This is a genomic window from Burkholderia lata, assembly GCF_000012945.1.
GTDB classification, from domain to species: Bacteria; Pseudomonadota; Gammaproteobacteria; order Burkholderiales; family Burkholderiaceae; genus Burkholderia; species Burkholderia lata.
Genome location: NC_007510.1, coordinates 2,815,668 through 2,830,158, shown reverse-complemented (window position 1 = coordinate 2,830,158; position 14,491 = coordinate 2,815,668). Strand labels below are relative to the sequence as shown.

The following is a 14,491-nucleotide window of genomic DNA, read 5'->3' as shown; positions in this document are numbered from 1 at the left end:
ACCGATTGAGAGCGAAACGCGATGCACAATCCGAATGCTGTAAACGCCCCCGTCCAGACGAACCAGCCGCCGCGCCTCGGTGAGGAAATCCTGCGCGTCGATCACGTCTGTCGCGGCTTCAACAAGACGCAGGGCGAATTGCTCGTGCTCGACGATGCGAACCTGTCGCTGCGCGAGGGCGAGATCGTCGGGCTGCTCGGCCGTTCCGGCTCGGGCAAGTCGACGCTGCTGCGCATCATCGCCGGGCTGATCGAGCCGACCGGCGGCGAAGTGACCTATCTCGGCCAGCCGCTGCGCGGCCCGGCCGAAGGCGTCGCGATGGTGTTCCAGACCTTCGCGCTGTTCCCGTGGCTCACCGTGCTGCAGAACGTGGAAGCGGGCCTCGAAGCGCTCGGCGTCGGCGCACGCGAGCGGCGCGAGCGTGCGCTCGCCGCGATCGACCTGATCGGTCTCGACGGCTTCGAGAACGCGTATCCGCGCGAGTTGTCGGGCGGCATGCGCCAGCGCGTGGGCTTTGCGCGCGCGCTGGTCGTCGATCCGACGATCCTGCTGATGGACGAGCCGTTCTCGGCGCTCGACGTGCTGACGGCCGAGACGCTGCGTACCGACCTGCTCGACCTGTGGACGCAAGGCCGGATGCCAATCAAGTCGGTGCTGATCGTCACGCACAACATCGAGGAAGCGGTGTTCATGTGCGACCGGATCCTCGTGCTGTCGTCGAACCCGGGCCGCGTGATCGCCGAGATCAAGGTGCCGTTCAAGCATCCGCGTAACCGTCTCGACCCGGCGTTCCGCAAGCTCGTCGACGACATCTACGCGAAGATGACCGCCCGCCAGACCGGCGAGGCGACGAAGAAGGGGCTGGAGCTCGGCAGCTGGCTGCCGCAGGTGTCGACCAACCTGATGGCCGGCCTGATCGAAACGCTCGCGATGGCGCCGTACCACGGCCGCGCGGACATGCCGGAAATCGCACGCACGCTGCACCTCGAGGTCGACGACCTGTTCCCGATCGCCGAAGTGCTGCAGTACCTCGGTTTCGCGGACGTGCGGGAAGGCGACGTGTTCCTGACGCCGCCGGGGCGCGTGTTCGCGGAATTCGGCACGCAGGAGCGCAAGCTGATGTTCGCGGATCACCTGCTGAAGCACGTGCCGCTCGCCGCGCGGATCAAGAAGGTGCTGAACGAGCGCCCGGGCCATCGTGCGCCGCGCGTGCGCTTCGAGCAGGAACTGGAGGATTTCCTGTCGGACGGTGCGGCCGAGGAGACGCTCGACGCGGTGATCGACTGGGGCCGTTACGGCGAGATCTTCTCGTACAACGACCAGACCGAGATCTTCAGTCTCGAGGACGTCGAGTCCTGAAGTCGGCGAGGCATTCGGGCGCCTGTCGCCTGAATGCCGGTTTCGCGGTTTCGTTCGGCCGCTTCGAGTCAATGCGAACGCGGCTTGTCCCTGGCACCTGCAACGGGCGCCGGGTTCATTGGCAGGGCAGAAAGCGCTGGGTCTGTCGCGGCCGGGACGTTTGCCTGCGACACGCATCGCTGATGCGTTGATACGTTGACGGGCAAGGCGCCGAAGGCTGGTGCAACGCATTCCATCGATTGCATCAGCGATTCGATGCCTTCGACCCTCGTCAGTGATCCAAAGGGCACCCATGAGCGAGAAGAAGGGGCCGTATGCCATCGCGGCGAAACAGTACGATCTGGTGCGCGTATCCGTTGTCGATTCTCCACGGCCGCAGGTCTTTCATGCGAAGGTCGAACACATCTATTCCGCTGGAAAGGGCATCACGCAGGACCATCTCGGGGCAGAGATCGAGTTCGTCGGCGGTCCGCCGACCTGGGGCAACGTGCCGCTGGAAGTCGGTGAGCGTGCTCTCATGTTCGTCGGCGCGCGGGCAGGGTTGTTCGGCGAGTATCCGTGGCGCGGTCACATGGTTCTGGAGGACATCGCGGGCGGAACGTATGCCAGGCTGCAGATTCCCGAGATGTGGCTGAGGGATGATTTGCCAGTCGAGGTCAGGGCCGCGGCGAGTGCGCATCCGACGAGGCGGAACGCGTCGATCGTCAGGTTCAGCGTGCTGGAACGCTACCTGAGCGATCTGATCGGGAAAGCCGTCCGCTGAGCCGGGTCGATTTTCCGGAGTCCGGAGGACGACGTGCTGCCCGCCGGGATCAAGGGGAGGGCGTGCGACATCACGCGCGTATGTCACGACGACAGATCGTCGTGGTCCAGGGCGGCAGGGCGGGCTGCATGCATGGAGCCCACTGCGTCCTTATTGCAGATTCCCCCACCGGTCGACCGCCGGTTCCGCCGACGCCCACTTCCAGTGCGTGCCTTGCTGGCAGGCATTCGCGAAATACCAGTCGGCCTTGTCGCCGTCCTTCACCGAGAACGTGAATTCCTTGCACAGCGCGAGCGGAGTCGAATAAGCGCGTGCGACGCGCACCTCGCCTTCGCCGTTTTCCAGCGGCAGCGTGTTCTTCACCTTCCACGGCTTCACTTCGCCGACGGCCAGGCTGCCGACCACCTTCGCGATCGCGTCCTGCTGGTTCTGATGGAGCTGCTTCATCGTGCGGTTGACGGCTTCGTCGGTCGCGGCCTGCACGGCAATCCCGACGCCGACGCCGACCGCCGGGTTCGCGGTGACGAGGCCCGTCGCCGCGCCGGCGAGTGCGCCGCTCGCTGCGCCGACCGACCCGCAGCCCGACAGCGTGGCCGTCGCCGCGCACAGCGCGCCGATGGCCGCGATACGAAGCGCGACGCTCATTGCAGCGCGCCCCAGCGTTCGGTTGCCGGTTCGGCCGATGCCCATTTCCACGCGGGGCCGTCGCGGCAGATCGTGGCGACGTAGAACGCAGATTGCGCGGCCTTGTCGGCTTTCGCGGGCGTGTCGACCGCGAACACGATCTCCTTGCAGTCGAGCGGGCCGACACTGATCATCCGGCTGACCGTCACGCGCCCCTGCTCGTCGTCCTCGATCGGGAACGAGTGGTGCGTCGACCACGGTGCGACGCCACCGACTTCGAGTGGGCCGGCGGCCTTCGCGATCTGTTCCTGTGTGTAACGGTGTGCGACGCGCTGCGTGTACTGGACGCCTGCGCGCGCGCCGGCGACCGCGCCGAGGCCGATGCCCGTCGCGACGGCGGCGTTGTTGGTGACCTTGGAGGCGATCGCGGCGCCCGCGATACCGGCGCCGGCTGTCGCGCCCTCGCTGTACAGCGAGTTGCAGCCGGACAGCAGTGCGGCCGTGGCGATCACGGCCAGCACGACGCGCGCCGGCGTGGCCCGGCGCGGCGATTCGAAACGAATGTTCATCCCTGAGTGCAAGTCCTGTCTGGGTGAGCGGCGTCGCATGCACGCCGTCATGCCGCGTCATTGTTTCGCAATTGTCATAGGAAAACTGCAAAGCTTTGACAAATCGCCGGACGGCAGGCTGCGCGCGTGCGCGCGGCGCCATTGTCGGACAGATGAATCCAGAGGGGTCGAAACGTTACAAATTGAAGGCAATTGTTACCGTGACGTGCAAGGAAGCGACCTAGACTTTTGAGTTATGGAAGGTTTCTACGACGGCCTCGGGCCGCGCCGCACATGAGACACCCAGCCATGCGCCGTTCGAAACGGTTTTCGCCTCGGCCGCCCGAAGCTGGGGCCGACCGCTCGCGTCCGCAGACCGACGCGCCACCGGCACCGCCTGCCGGCGCGCCCGGCGAGCCGCCGTCGGACGGCGATCACAACCAGGGCGGCGCTCGCCCGGAAGGGCTCGACTATCAGCGGGATCTCGGCCAGGAACAGGACGCCTGATGTCGTTGCCGCCGCATTCCGCCGCTGTTTTTCACACCTGCATTGCTCACGTCTGAATCGCCGCACGGCCGCCTTCGGGTCGCCGTGTCCGCCTTGGCGCGCGCCGCGCGCCAGCCAATCGAATCGAGGAGGGGAAGCCGCATGAGCAGATTGATCGTGGTATCGAACCGTGTCGCCGCCGGCGAGGACACGCGCCCGAGCGCGGGTGGCCTGGCGGTCGGCGTGATGGACGCGCTGAAGGAAACGGGCGGCGTCTGGTTCGGCTGGAACGGCGAGATCGTCGACGCACCCGATACCGAACCCGCGATCCAGCAGGACGGCAACGTCACCTATGCGACGGTCGGGCTGAACCGGCGCGACTACGATCAGTACTACCGCGGCTTCTCGAACGCGACGCTGTGGCCGGTGTTCCATTACCGCGGCGATCTCGCGCGCTTCGACCGTCAGGAGTACGCGGGCTATCTGCGCGTGAACGCGATGCTCGCCAAGCAGCTTGCCGCCCTGCTGCGCCCCGACGACCTGATCTGGGTACACGACTATCACCTGTTGCCGTTCGCGCATTACCTGCGCGAGCTCGGCGTGAAGAACCCGATCGGCTTCTTCCTGCACATTCCGTTTCCGTCGCCCGACATGCTGCGTCTCGTGCCGCCGCACGAGGAACTCGTGAAGTTCATGTGCGCGTACGACGTCGCGGGCTTCCAGACCGAGACCGACAAGCAGGCGTTCACCGACTACATCGAACGGCGCGGGATCGGTGCGGCGAGCGACGACGGAATGCTGCACGCGCATGGCCGCGTCGTGAAGGTCGCCGCCTATCCGATCGGTGTGCATCCCGACGCGATCGCGCAGGCGGCCGTCCAGTACAGCGCGCGCAAGCCGGTGAAGATGCTGCGCGAGGCGCTCGACGGCCGCAAGCTGGTGATGAGCGTCGACCGCCTCGACTACTCGAAGGGGCTCGTCGAGCGCTTCCAGTCGTTCGAGCGGATGCTCGCGAACGCGCCGGGCTGGCAGGGGCGCGTGTCGCTCCTGCAGATCGCGCCGCCGACGCGTTCCGACGTGAAGACCTATCAGGACATTCGCGAAACGCTCGAAGGCGAGGCCGGCCGCATCAACGGCCGCTTCTCGCAGCTGGACTGGACCCCGATCCAGTACCTGAACCGCAAGTACGAGCGCAACCTGCTGATGGCGTTCTTCCGGATGTCGCAGGTCGGCTACGTGACGCCGCTGCGCGACGGGATGAATCTCGTCGCGAAGGAGTACGTCGCGTCGCAGGATCCGGCCGATCCGGGCGTGCTCGTGCTGTCGGAGTTCGCGGGTGCGGCAGCCGAGCTGACCGGCGCGCTCCTCGTCAATCCGTATGACCTGTCGCAGATGGCCGAGGCGCTCGAGCGCGCGCTGTCGATGCCGCTCGCGGAGCGGCAGGCGCGCCACGAGGAAAACCTCGCGCGGTTGCGTGTGAACGACCTGTCGGTCTGGCGCGATACGTTCGTCGCCGACTTGCGCAGTGTCGCGGCTGCCGCGTCGGTCACGCGGCGCGCGGGCCGGCGGGTCGCGCATGCGTGAGGTCGTGGAAGGGCCCGGCGTCGCCGACGACGACGCCTCCCGCCGCTTCTTCGTCGTGACCGGTGGTCCGGGCTCGGGCAAGAGCACGTTGCTCGACGCGCTCGAAGGCGCCGGTTTCGCGCGCTCGCAGGAAGCCGGTCGCGGCGTGATTCGCGACCAGATGGCGATCGACGGCCACGCGTTGCCATGGCGCGATTCGGCCGCGTTCGCCGAGCTGATGCTGAGCTGGGAGATGCGCTCGTACGATCTCGCGCGCGACGCGCGCGGGCCCGTGTTCTTCGATCGCGGCGTGCCGGACGTGGTCGGCTATCTACGGCTGACAGGGCTCGCGGTGCCCGCGCATGCGGACGCCGCCGCCCGCCGTTTCCGCTATCACCGGCGCGTGTTCATCGCGCCGCCGTGGCCGGATATCTATGCGCAGGACACCGAGCGTCGGCAGGATTTTGCGGAAGCCGTGCGCACCTACGACGCGATGGTCGCGTGTTACACGTCGTATGGCTACCGGCTGGTCGAATTGCCGCGCGAGAGCGTGCAGGCGCGCGTGCGCTTCGTGATGGACGCGCTCGACGCCGAATGACGCGCGGGTCCGAGGGCGGCGAGCGGTGGTGTCAGGTCGCCGTGTCCGGTCGCGGCGACGTGATGCGCAGCATGCTGACGACCGCGGCCACTGCCGCGAATGCCGCGGCGACATAGAGTGCAATCGTCGGCCCGCGATCGGGCACGAGCCCGAAAATCAATGCGACGAGCGCGGCGCCGAGCGTCTGACCGGTCAGGCGCGCGGTGCTCAGCATGCCGCCCGCGCCGCCGCTGCGTTCGCGCGGCGCCGACGACAGCATTGCGCGGTTGTTCGGCGACTGGAACAACCCGAAGCCCGCACCGCACAGCGCCATCCGCCACACGATATCGACGGTGCCCGGGTGCGCGCCGATCGTCGCGAGCGACAGCAGCCCGGCCGCGAACAGCGCGAGTCCGATCCCGCCGAGGATGCCGGCCGAATAGCGATCCGACAGCACGCCCGCGAGCGGCGCGGCGAACACGATCACGAGCGGCCACGGCGTCATGTACAGGCCCGTCTCGACCTGCGAGAAGCCAAGCGAGTTCTGCAGCCAGAACGGCAGCGCGACGAACGCGAGCATCTGCGACGTGAACGACGCCATCGACGTATAGATCGACAGCGCGAACATCGGGATGCGCATCAGGTCGACCGGCAGCAGCGGCGCCGGCTGCGACAGCTGGCGCTTCACGAAGAAGTAGCCGACGACGAACGCGATGGCCAGCTCGGCCGCGACGTACGCATGGCCTTCGCCGTGACCGAGCCCGTCCACGGCCGTGATCAGCAGGCCGAACACACACGCGTTCATCAGCGCGCTCGGGAAATCGTACGGCGCATCGTGCAGCGGGTTGGACGGCAATGCGCGCAGGCTGCCGAATACCGCGGCGATGCCGATCGGCACGTTGACCGCGAACAGCCACGGCCACGAGGCGAACGACAGGATCGCGGACGCGACCGTCGGCCCGATCGCCGACGACAGCGCCACCACCATCGCGTTGATCGACAGCCCGCGCCCGAGCATCGACGACGGGTAGATCATCCGCACGAGCGCCGCGTTGACGCTCATGATGCCGGCCGCGCCGAAGCCCTGGATCACGCGCATCACAGCGAGCATCGGCAGCGAGCCGGCGAGTGCGCAGCCGAGCGACGCCGCGGTGAACAGCGCGAGCCCCGCGATGTAGATGCGGCGGTAGCCGATGCGCTCGCCGAGCGACGCGAGCGGCAGCAGCGTGATCGTGACCGCGAGCTGGTACGCGTTGACGATCCAGATCGATGCGGCATCGGATGCATGCAGGTCGCGCGCGATCGTCGGCAGCGCGACGTTTGCGATGGCACCGTCGAGCACGGCGAGCGTGATGCCCAGTGCGACGCAGACGATCGCCCAGTAGCGTTGCGGAAGCGGCAGGCCGGTATCGGCGTTCATGGCGGGAGCAGATGCGTGGTTGTCCGCGCGCCCGGTTGCCGGTTGCGTGCGCAACCATGCGGAGGGGTGGAGGCGGCGATGAGCGGCCCGGCCGATGCAGCGGCACCGGAGCGGGGCCGGTCGAGTGTATCACCGGGCCGCATGGCGCGACGCCGGCACTCAGCCTTCGAAGTCGAGGCCGCCGAGCCGCACGAGCGGGTCGGCCTGCGTGCGCGACAGGAGATCGATGTCGCGCGCGCCCTGCCAGGCACCGAGCTTTTTCGGCAGTGCGGCCAGGTAGTGCTCGAAGCGTTGCCGGCCGTCCGGTTCCATCAGCCGCTCGATTTCGTCGGTGTCCCAGGTCAGCTCGAGGTTCAGCGGATGGTCGAAGCCGCTAACGTGCTCGTGCGGCGCGCTGCGGATCTGCACGCGCGTCGGGTGCCCGTGACCGCCATACGGGACGACGTCGGTCAGCACGTGATCGGCGAAGAAGGCGGCGATTGCCTGTGCGATGCGCGGGGCAAATTCGGTATCGAAACGGCGGGCGGTTTCGGGCTGCATGACGGCGTCTCCTGTATGCCGAAAATCGTAGCACGGCGACGGCGCATTTCGATGGGCGTGATGCCGGTAATCGCGCGTTACCACTTGCTGCATCTATTACGGCCGCAAGCCGCCACAATGCATCGCATCCAGTACCACTTCGCGTGGGAGTCCATCATGAAAAAAATTGCCGCAGTGTGTGTCCTCGCCGGTTCGCTTGCCGTGGCAGGTCCGGCGTCCGCGCATGGCCGCGACGGTGGCGCCGTGATCGGCGCGTTGATCGGCGGCGCGGTGCTGGGCGCGATCGTGACGTCCGCGATGAATCCGCCCGTCGCGTATCAGGCGCCCGCGTACCAGGCACCGGCCTATCAGCCGCCGACGTACTACCAGGCGCCCGCGTATCAGCAGCCTGCCTATCCGACCTACCAGCAGGCGCAGTACCAGGACGACGGCCCGAACTATTGCTACGACCGCTACCAGCGCGCGTATGTGTGCGGCGCGCCCGTGTCGGGCGGTTACGCGCAGCCGGCCGGCTGGTAAGCCGGCGGACGCGCGAAGCGTGAGCGGTCGGCGCCGCCGCCGTTCGCTTCGCCGCACCGGACGACAAAAGGCCCTCGCTTCGTGCGAGGGCCTTTGTCTTTTGCGGGACCGTCCGTTCAACTGCGTGACGCGTCGGCCGTCGGCGGGCCGTGCGCGGATACAAACGGTTGCAAATGCGCGTCAGTGGCGATGGCCGCCGCCGCCACCGCCGCCACCGTTCCAGTCGCCACCGCGGTGTCCGCCGCCGTGCCCCCAGCCGTTGCCGCGGTTGCCACGATCGCCGTCCCAGCGATGGTAGTCGCGCCGGCCGCGATCCCAGTCGCGTCCGCCGCCACCGCCGCCGCCCCAGATATTGACCGTGCCGTACACGGGCGACGGGCTGTACGCATAGCCCGGAGCGGAATAGTAGGGCTGCCCGTAGCCGTATCCGGCGTCCGGGGCGACGACGCAGCCAGCCAGCAGGGTGGCGACGCCGGCGGCAGCAATGAGCTTCAGCATGATGTTCTCCGTTGGTTCCCCTATAAGTACCGCGCAAGGGGATTGCCAGCTGTTTGCAATTGTGTCGTCAAATTACAGCGCCGTAAGGTCCTGCGACGAAAGTGTTAGCATCCGGGGCTCATTTTGTTTTTCAGGAGTACATCGATGAAATTCGCGATCCGGGCCGCGCTGGCCGCCTTCTGCGTGACGACTGCCGCCGCTTGCGTGGCCGCGCCTGCCTCGGCGCCTGCCGTGACGGCCGAGTCGATCAAGATGTTTCCGCAGGCAGCGGCCGGCCAGCAGCGCGTCGTGATCGCGCTGCCCGCGCTCGAGAACGAAGGCGATGCGCGCGTCGAGCTGATGATCGGCAAGACGCTGCAGACCGACTGCAACCAGCAGTGGTTCGGCGGCGAGCTGACCGCCGAGGACGTGAAGGGCTGGGGCTATACGTATTACCAGCTCACCGACGTGAAGGGGCCGGCATCGACGCTGATGGCATGCCCGGGCCAGGCGCCGCAGCAACGGTTCGTGCAGGTGCGCGGTGACGGCCAGCTGCTGCGCTACAACAGCCGCCTGCCGCTCGTCGTCTATGTGCCGGACGGCTTTGATGTGCGCTATCGCGTGTGGCATGCGTCGAAGGACGTGCAGCACGCAGCGAAGCAGTAACGTAACGGTGCGGCGGTAGCGTCCTGCCGCTACGCGCCGCCCGTGCCGACGAGCGCTGGCCACGCAGCCAGCGCGGCTTGTGCGACGGCCTCCAGATCGCGACGGCTCGCACCGTCGCGCGCCTGGATCGACATTCCCTGCTGGACCGTCACGTAGTACCGCGCGATTGCGTCGAGGTTCGCTTGTGCCGCGATCTCGCCGGTCGCGACACCTTGCCTGAGGCGCTCGCGCAGGTTCTCGACCGTGCGCTCGCGCATCGCGATCAGCGTTTGCCGGACCGTATCGGAGCGCTCGGCCGGGTGCAGCGCCGACAGCACGATCAGGCAGCCTGCCGGCTTCGACCGCCGCGTGAACACGCGTGCGGTATCCATCAGGTAGTTCCGCACGGCGTCGTGCGCGCTGCCGGCCTGCTCGACACCTCCCCAGATTTCCCGTCCTTCCGTTGCGCCGTAGTGCTCGAGCGCTTGCCGGAACAACGCTTCCTTGCTGCCGAACGCCGCATACAGGCTCGGCGACGCGATGCCCATCGCGGCCGTCAGGTCGGTCATCGATGCGCCTTCGTAGCCGAGGCGCCAGAACACCTCCATCGCACGCTCCAGCGCCGCTTCCTTGTCGAAGCTTCTCGGTCGGCCCCGTTCAGCCATTGCGTCCGCTCCTTCGCAGATATCTGTATCGATCGATAAATTAAATCAATTGACTGTGTCGCGCAACTTGCCACATTCTGTGTCGGTCGTTACATAAATGAGGAAAGGAACCGACATGAACCGACTTCAGGGCAAGCGTGCACTCATCACGGGCGGCAGCCGCGGCATCGGTGCGGCGATCGCGAAACGGCTGGCGGCCGATGGCGCGGACGTCGCGATTACCTACGAGAAATCGGCCGAGCGGGCGCAGGCCGTCGTCGCCGGCATCGAGGCGCTGGGCCGCCGCGCCGTCGCGATCCAGGCCGACAGCGCCGATCCGGTGGCCGTGCGCGACGCGGTCGATCGTGCTGCGGAGGCGTTCGGCGGCCTCGACATTCTCGTCAACAACGCGGGGATCTTCAGGGCCGGCGCGCTGGGCGACCTCACGCTCGACGATATCGACGCAACGTTGAACGTGAACGTGCGCGCGGTGATCGTCGCGTCGCAGGCGGCGGCACGGCATCTCGGGGAGGGCGGGCGCATCGTGTCGACCGGCAGTTGCCTCGCGACGCGCGTGCCCGATGCGGGGATGAGCCTCTATGCGGCGAGCAAGGCCGCGCTGATCGGCTGGACGCAGGGGCTCGCGCGCGATCTCGGTTCGCGCGGCATCACGGTCAATATCGTGCATCCGGGGTCGACGGATACCGACATGAACCCGGCCGGCGGTGAGCATGCCGATGCGCAGCGTTCGCGGATGGCGATCCCGCAGTACGGCAAAGCCGACGACGTGGCGGCGCTCGTCGCGTTCGTGGTCGGGCCGGAAGGGCGGTCGATCAACGGGACGGGGTTGACGATCGATGGTGGCGCGAACGCGTGATTGCGTGAATGCCGACGCCCGGCGTGGGTTTTCGACCGGGCGGTGTTGCGTTCGTTATCGGCAGCCGAGCTGGTGATGCTCGGTTTCGAGATCGGCGCGCTTGTCGTAAGCGCGCAGTTCGTTGCGCGGCTTGCCGTCCGGGCCCATCCCGCGCACGATTTTCTGGCCGCGGTCGGGAGCGTGCGTGACGGCATCGATGCCGGCGGCCAGTTCACGGCAGCGTGAGTTGGGGGCGGGGTTTTCCGCGTGCGGTGCTGCTGCGTTCGTGATGTTGGCGATGCCGGGGCTGACATAGCGCTGCGTTGCGGGCGCGGTGACGGTGTCGGCGGCGGTAGCCGTGCCGGTCGTCGCTGAAAGCGCGGCGAGTGCCACGATCGCTCGAATCATTGCGGGAGTCCGGATGCTGGAGAAGGTTCGGAATTCTACGCAATCTCCGGTGCAGGGCCGTGGCGATTGAGTGGGATGCGATCGTGTGTCGCAGGCGATGCCAGGGGCTGAATGTTCCTTGATCCGTATGTGATGCTGGCAGTCAGTGCACACGCAGCCGTGCATGCGGAAAGCAAGAAGCCCGCTTGCTTTCGCAGAGCGGGCTTCGGTATTGGTTGCGGGGGTAGGATTTGAACCTACGACCTTCGGGTTATGAGCCCGACGAGCTGCCAGACTGCTCCACCCCGCGGCGCGAAGTGTACTAGGGCTGATGTCGAGAGTCAATCGATCTGTGATTTGCATCGAATGGAATCTGCGGCTCGCCTTCACCAAGCGTGACGATTCGTGGTGTGCAGGTTGACTGGGCAATCGTGCTGGAGGCAAATCGCTCCGTTTGTGGGCGTCTGCCGGGAGACATGGCGAAAGCTCTGCGTGGCTGGACGGGCGCCGCAGCCGATTCAATTGTCGTCACGGTGCACAGTGTGGAAGAACGGTGAGATCCACCGATATCTGGCCGACCCCCATGGCTAGCGTTAAGTGGGTACCAGAGAAAACAACCTCGATGCTTTGAAAGGACGTGATGTTAGATAGAATCAAGAATTCCACGACGCCCGCAACTAAGTATGAAATTCACCGACCTCGATATTGATTTTCGCAAAGTTACTCCGTCACAGTTTGAAGAGCTTTGTTATGACCTAGTGAGCAGGAATGGATTCTATGCACTGAAGTGGCGTCGCGGAGGGGCAGATAGCGGCCGAGACATCGAAGCGACGTTGCGGCTGCACAATGCAGTGGTGGGAACTATCGAAGAGCGGTGGTTTTTCGAATGTAAGCACTACACATCCGGTGGTGTGCCGCCTGACGACTTAACATCGAAAATTGCGTGGGCGGATGCGGAGCAACCAGACCATCTTGTGTTCTTCATGTCGTCGTACCCGACTAATCCAGCTCGCGACTGGTTGAGGAAAATTGAGGTTCAGAGGTCGTATCGATTGCACGTCGTTGAGGAGAAGGATCTTAAAGACCTACTCTTGGCATTCCCCGATTTGGTGGAAAAATATTTTGCCAGCGCAATTGTTCGACTTCTTCGTTCGATTCAAGACACGTGGGTAGCACATGGGCTGACGCCTGATTCTGGGGCTATAGATCGTGTGTTAGGAGAGTTGGACATTGCGAACCTTGCTCTACAGGACGTTGCATTTCTCTGGGGGGCGTGTCTTCGTGTGAAATCTGATCCCTCAACACTATCGAGGCGGATTCTTAGTCTCAAGCCGTACGTCATAGGTTTGGCTGGAGCAGATCGTTCGGTTTTCGATGGTATTGTAATGTCGAAGGAGAAAGGGAAGATTGCGGCGGAATTTACCCTGATCTATAGGGCTCATGTTAAAGAGCATATTATGATCGAATCGAATTTTATGAAAAATGGATCGACATATGAGGGTAGATACTCCTTGGCTCTATTGGCTACTGGCCAGGTGATTGAAGTCCTTTCGTCTAAGGACGGCTCATTTGGCCCGTTGGTTGTGGCGTGGAACGATGGAAAAGACTTCTTTGTGCCAGTACGCGACCGCCTTCTTTCCGGAATACATTTTGATCATGACACGGAGGATATGCCGGACGGCGCTGAGGTCTCGCAGTCACATGATCAAGTGGATCTCGGAACGTTGTATTGATCGGTAGGCGATCGGCGATGAGGGTTTGTGCAGATTAATGCCGCTGATTCAACAGTGCCACAAGGCGGCGCGCGATCACGGTGGGCGCATTGCCGACGTCGACGAGTTCTGCCCATGAGTAGACGTGATGGCCGCTTTTCCGTGCGAGCCGAAAGTGCTTGCCGGTATCGTTCGTAACGACTACTGCATCAGCAGCTAGAGCGACGAGGAACGCATCCGTGCGATTCTTCGGGATTGCTTTGCCGGGACGTTCGGTGACTTTGACTGACTGTAGAGTTCCGATCGTGCCTTCATCTGCCCAATAGCCGTGGTCGAAACCAGAGTAACCTCCACTCGATCCGTCAGGGCCAGCAAAACCGAAGATGCCGCGCTCGGGCGCAGCGGCGAGAAGGCGCCGACACAGATCCTTCTCAGCCGCTGTTGTGTTGTCACTGTCGACACCCTGCTGATACTCGGTGGCGAGGTCCGGCGTAACCGCTAGACTGAACTCGCTATGCGCTAGCGCGGCGACAGGGTCGATACCGGCTTGAGCCAAATTGGTCAAGGTATTGTTGTCGAAGTAGATGTTCACTTCGCGGTTCCTTAGGGGAGATGGAGCTCATGGTTGATCACATTTTCCGGAGAGACTGACTATCTGGGTGCTTATACGGTGCGTTCCGAAGGTGTCGTTTGTGATGTGACCGTTATGATAGGGATCTGCTTCTGACGAACTATTCTGAAGCTCTGAAAGGCTGGTCGCGCTTTGAAGATCTCGACGCATGCGCTGCCCGATTTCACATGGCCCGCAAGTTCCTCAGGCGTTGCAGGGCATCGAGCTCCGAGAATCACTTCTCGAAGCATGAAGTGCGGGGCAAAGTTCAAGTAGTAAAGACCACTCTGGGCTTCCCGATTTTTCAGGCTGGCAAAGATGCGCCATTCTCGTTCGTACTCCCAGTCTTTGAATTTGGTTGTCAGGATTGCCCTAAATTGCTCTTCGAGCAAGTGCGAGCCGCTTTCTATGTGTTCGAGTAGGCCCGTAAGTTTGTTGGCCTCGTATTGGACTTGATGTATCTCAGCGTCCACTACATCAAAACCTAGGCAAATTCCGCGATGGCGATCGCCGTAGTGCGCCCACATGACTGGGTTATCCCATGATTTGGTGGTGCAGAGCATGCCGATGGATTGAGCCCAATGTGCATGTAGGGCCTTATAGGCGCGGCGTGCCTTTGCTGCACCTATCGACGCGCCAAGAAGCTCGAAAGGGTCGTTAGCTTCATGGATAGTTGACAGTTTAAACCGCTGTTCTTGCAGGATCTTCTCTGCCCATCGCTGCGCAGTGAGATAGTAGAGGCGCATGGTTGGTTTGGTATC

18 protein-coding genes and 1 tRNA gene are annotated in these 14,491 nt (G+C 64.4%); 9 read left to right on the top strand and 10 right to left on the bottom strand.

What is annotated here, in order from left to right; genetic code table 11:
• Positions 1–21: 21 nt before the first annotated feature.
• Both BCEP18194_RS18805 and BCEP18194_RS18800 read left to right on the top strand, forming a co-directional pair.
• Positions 22–1,359: an ABC transporter ATP-binding protein gene (locus tag BCEP18194_RS18805; protein WP_011352844.1), complete on the top strand. Its 1,338-nt coding sequence runs from the start codon at positions 22–24 to the stop codon at positions 1,357–1,359.
• A 292-nt stretch (positions 1,360–1,651) separates the two neighbouring features.
• Complete coding sequence (locus tag BCEP18194_RS18800) at positions 1,652–2,122, top strand: hypothetical protein (protein WP_011352843.1); 471 nt, start codon at positions 1,652–1,654, stop codon at positions 2,120–2,122.
• Between the two features lie 150 nt (positions 2,123–2,272).
• Here BCEP18194_RS18800 and BCEP18194_RS18795 read toward each other — a convergent pair whose 3' ends face one another.
• Positions 2,273–2,767, bottom strand: a complete 495-nt coding sequence (locus tag BCEP18194_RS18795) for a hypothetical protein (protein WP_011352842.1) — start codon at positions 2,765–2,767, stop codon at positions 2,273–2,275.
• Entirely contained in the window at positions 2,764–3,315 is a 552-nt protein-coding gene (locus BCEP18194_RS18790) for a hypothetical protein (protein ID WP_041492924.1), read from the bottom strand. Before BCEP18194_RS18790 ends, BCEP18194_RS18795 begins: the two co-directional genes overlap by 4 nt.
• A gap of 288 nt (positions 3,316–3,603) precedes the next feature.
• Between BCEP18194_RS18790 and BCEP18194_RS18785 the strand changes: the two genes are divergently transcribed.
• From BCEP18194_RS18785 to BCEP18194_RS18775, 3 genes are all read left to right on the top strand, one after another.
• Positions 3,604–3,801 (top strand): hypothetical protein, encoded by a 198-nt coding sequence (locus BCEP18194_RS18785; protein WP_041492923.1) that lies wholly within the window; start codon positions 3,604–3,606, stop codon positions 3,799–3,801.
• 141 nt (positions 3,802–3,942) lie between these two features.
• Positions 3,943–5,364 (top strand): alpha,alpha-trehalose-phosphate synthase (UDP-forming), encoded by a 1,422-nt coding sequence (otsA, locus tag BCEP18194_RS18780; protein ID WP_011352839.1) that lies wholly within the window; start codon positions 3,943–3,945, stop codon positions 5,362–5,364.
• Positions 5,357–5,941 (top strand): AAA family ATPase, encoded by a 585-nt coding sequence (locus BCEP18194_RS18775; RefSeq protein ID WP_011352838.1) that lies wholly within the window; start codon positions 5,357–5,359, stop codon positions 5,939–5,941. The genes otsA and BCEP18194_RS18775 overlap by 8 nt, the downstream gene beginning before the upstream one ends.
• A 31-nt stretch (positions 5,942–5,972) precedes the next feature.
• Here the strand turns inward: BCEP18194_RS18775 and BCEP18194_RS18770 are convergent, their stop codons facing one another.
• Both BCEP18194_RS18770 and BCEP18194_RS18765 read right to left on the bottom strand, forming a co-directional pair.
• Entirely contained in the window at positions 5,973–7,340 is a 1,368-nt protein-coding gene (locus tag BCEP18194_RS18770; RefSeq protein WP_011352837.1) for an MFS transporter, read from the bottom strand.
• Positions 7,341–7,499: 159 nt separating this feature from the next.
• Positions 7,500–7,880 (bottom strand): DUF5594 family protein, encoded by a 381-nt coding sequence (locus BCEP18194_RS18765; protein ID WP_011352836.1) that lies wholly within the window; start codon positions 7,878–7,880, stop codon positions 7,500–7,502.
• 117 nt (positions 7,881–7,997) lie between these two features.
• Between BCEP18194_RS18765 and BCEP18194_RS18760 the strand changes: the two genes are divergently transcribed.
• Positions 7,998–8,399 carry a hypothetical protein gene (locus tag BCEP18194_RS18760; protein WP_011352835.1) on the top strand — a complete coding sequence of 134 codons (402 nt, stop codon included), beginning with the start codon at positions 7,998–8,000 and terminating at the stop codon, positions 8,397–8,399.
• Between the two features lie 180 nt (positions 8,400–8,579).
• On the opposite strand, the gene BCEP18194_RS18755 is transcribed toward BCEP18194_RS18760, so the two are convergent.
• Positions 8,580–8,897 (bottom strand): hypothetical protein, encoded by a 318-nt coding sequence (locus BCEP18194_RS18755; RefSeq protein WP_011352834.1) that lies wholly within the window; start codon positions 8,895–8,897, stop codon positions 8,580–8,582.
• 144 nt (positions 8,898–9,041) lie between these two features.
• Here BCEP18194_RS18755 and eco point away from each other — a divergent pair, with 144 nt between their 5' ends.
• The gene (gene eco, locus BCEP18194_RS18750) at positions 9,042–9,542 is read left to right on the top strand and encodes a serine protease inhibitor ecotin (protein ID WP_011352833.1); all 501 of its coding nucleotides are present in this window, start codon (positions 9,042–9,044) and stop codon (positions 9,540–9,542) included.
• A 29-nt stretch (positions 9,543–9,571) separates the two neighbouring features.
• Here eco and BCEP18194_RS18745 read toward each other — a convergent pair whose 3' ends face one another.
• Entirely contained in the window at positions 9,572–10,186 is a 615-nt protein-coding gene (locus tag BCEP18194_RS18745) for a TetR/AcrR family transcriptional regulator (RefSeq protein ID WP_011352832.1), read from the bottom strand.
• 115 nt (positions 10,187–10,301) lie between these two features.
• Between BCEP18194_RS18745 and BCEP18194_RS18740 the strand changes: the two genes are divergently transcribed.
• Positions 10,302–11,042: an SDR family NAD(P)-dependent oxidoreductase gene (locus BCEP18194_RS18740; RefSeq protein ID WP_011352831.1), complete on the top strand. Its 741-nt coding sequence runs from the start codon at positions 10,302–10,304 to the stop codon at positions 11,040–11,042.
• A gap of 54 nt (positions 11,043–11,096) precedes the next feature.
• Here BCEP18194_RS18740 and BCEP18194_RS18735 read toward each other — a convergent pair whose 3' ends face one another.
• Together BCEP18194_RS18735 and BCEP18194_RS18730 are read right to left on the bottom strand one after the other, a co-directional pair.
• Positions 11,097–11,414 (bottom strand): hypothetical protein, encoded by a 318-nt coding sequence (locus BCEP18194_RS18735; RefSeq protein WP_157687194.1) that lies wholly within the window; start codon positions 11,412–11,414, stop codon positions 11,097–11,099.
• A gap of 227 nt (positions 11,415–11,641) precedes the next feature.
• Positions 11,642–11,718: transfer RNA gene (locus tag BCEP18194_RS18730), tRNA-Met, on the bottom strand.
• A 373-nt stretch (positions 11,719–12,091) separates the two neighbouring features.
• On the opposite strand from BCEP18194_RS18730, the gene BCEP18194_RS39895 reads away from it, so the two are divergent.
• Positions 12,092–13,141 (top strand): restriction endonuclease, encoded by a 1,050-nt coding sequence (locus tag BCEP18194_RS39895; protein ID WP_011352829.1) that lies wholly within the window; start codon positions 12,092–12,094, stop codon positions 13,139–13,141.
• Between the two features lie 34 nt (positions 13,142–13,175).
• Here BCEP18194_RS39895 and BCEP18194_RS18720 read toward each other — a convergent pair whose 3' ends face one another.
• Complete coding sequence (locus BCEP18194_RS18720; protein ID WP_011352828.1) at positions 13,176–13,712, bottom strand: hypothetical protein; 537 nt, start codon at positions 13,710–13,712, stop codon at positions 13,176–13,178.
• A gap of 71 nt (positions 13,713–13,783) precedes the next feature.
• Complete coding sequence (locus tag BCEP18194_RS39890; protein WP_157687193.1) at positions 13,784–14,476, bottom strand: DUF2971 domain-containing protein; 693 nt, start codon at positions 14,474–14,476, stop codon at positions 13,784–13,786.
• Positions 14,477–14,491: the final 15 nt, after the last annotated feature.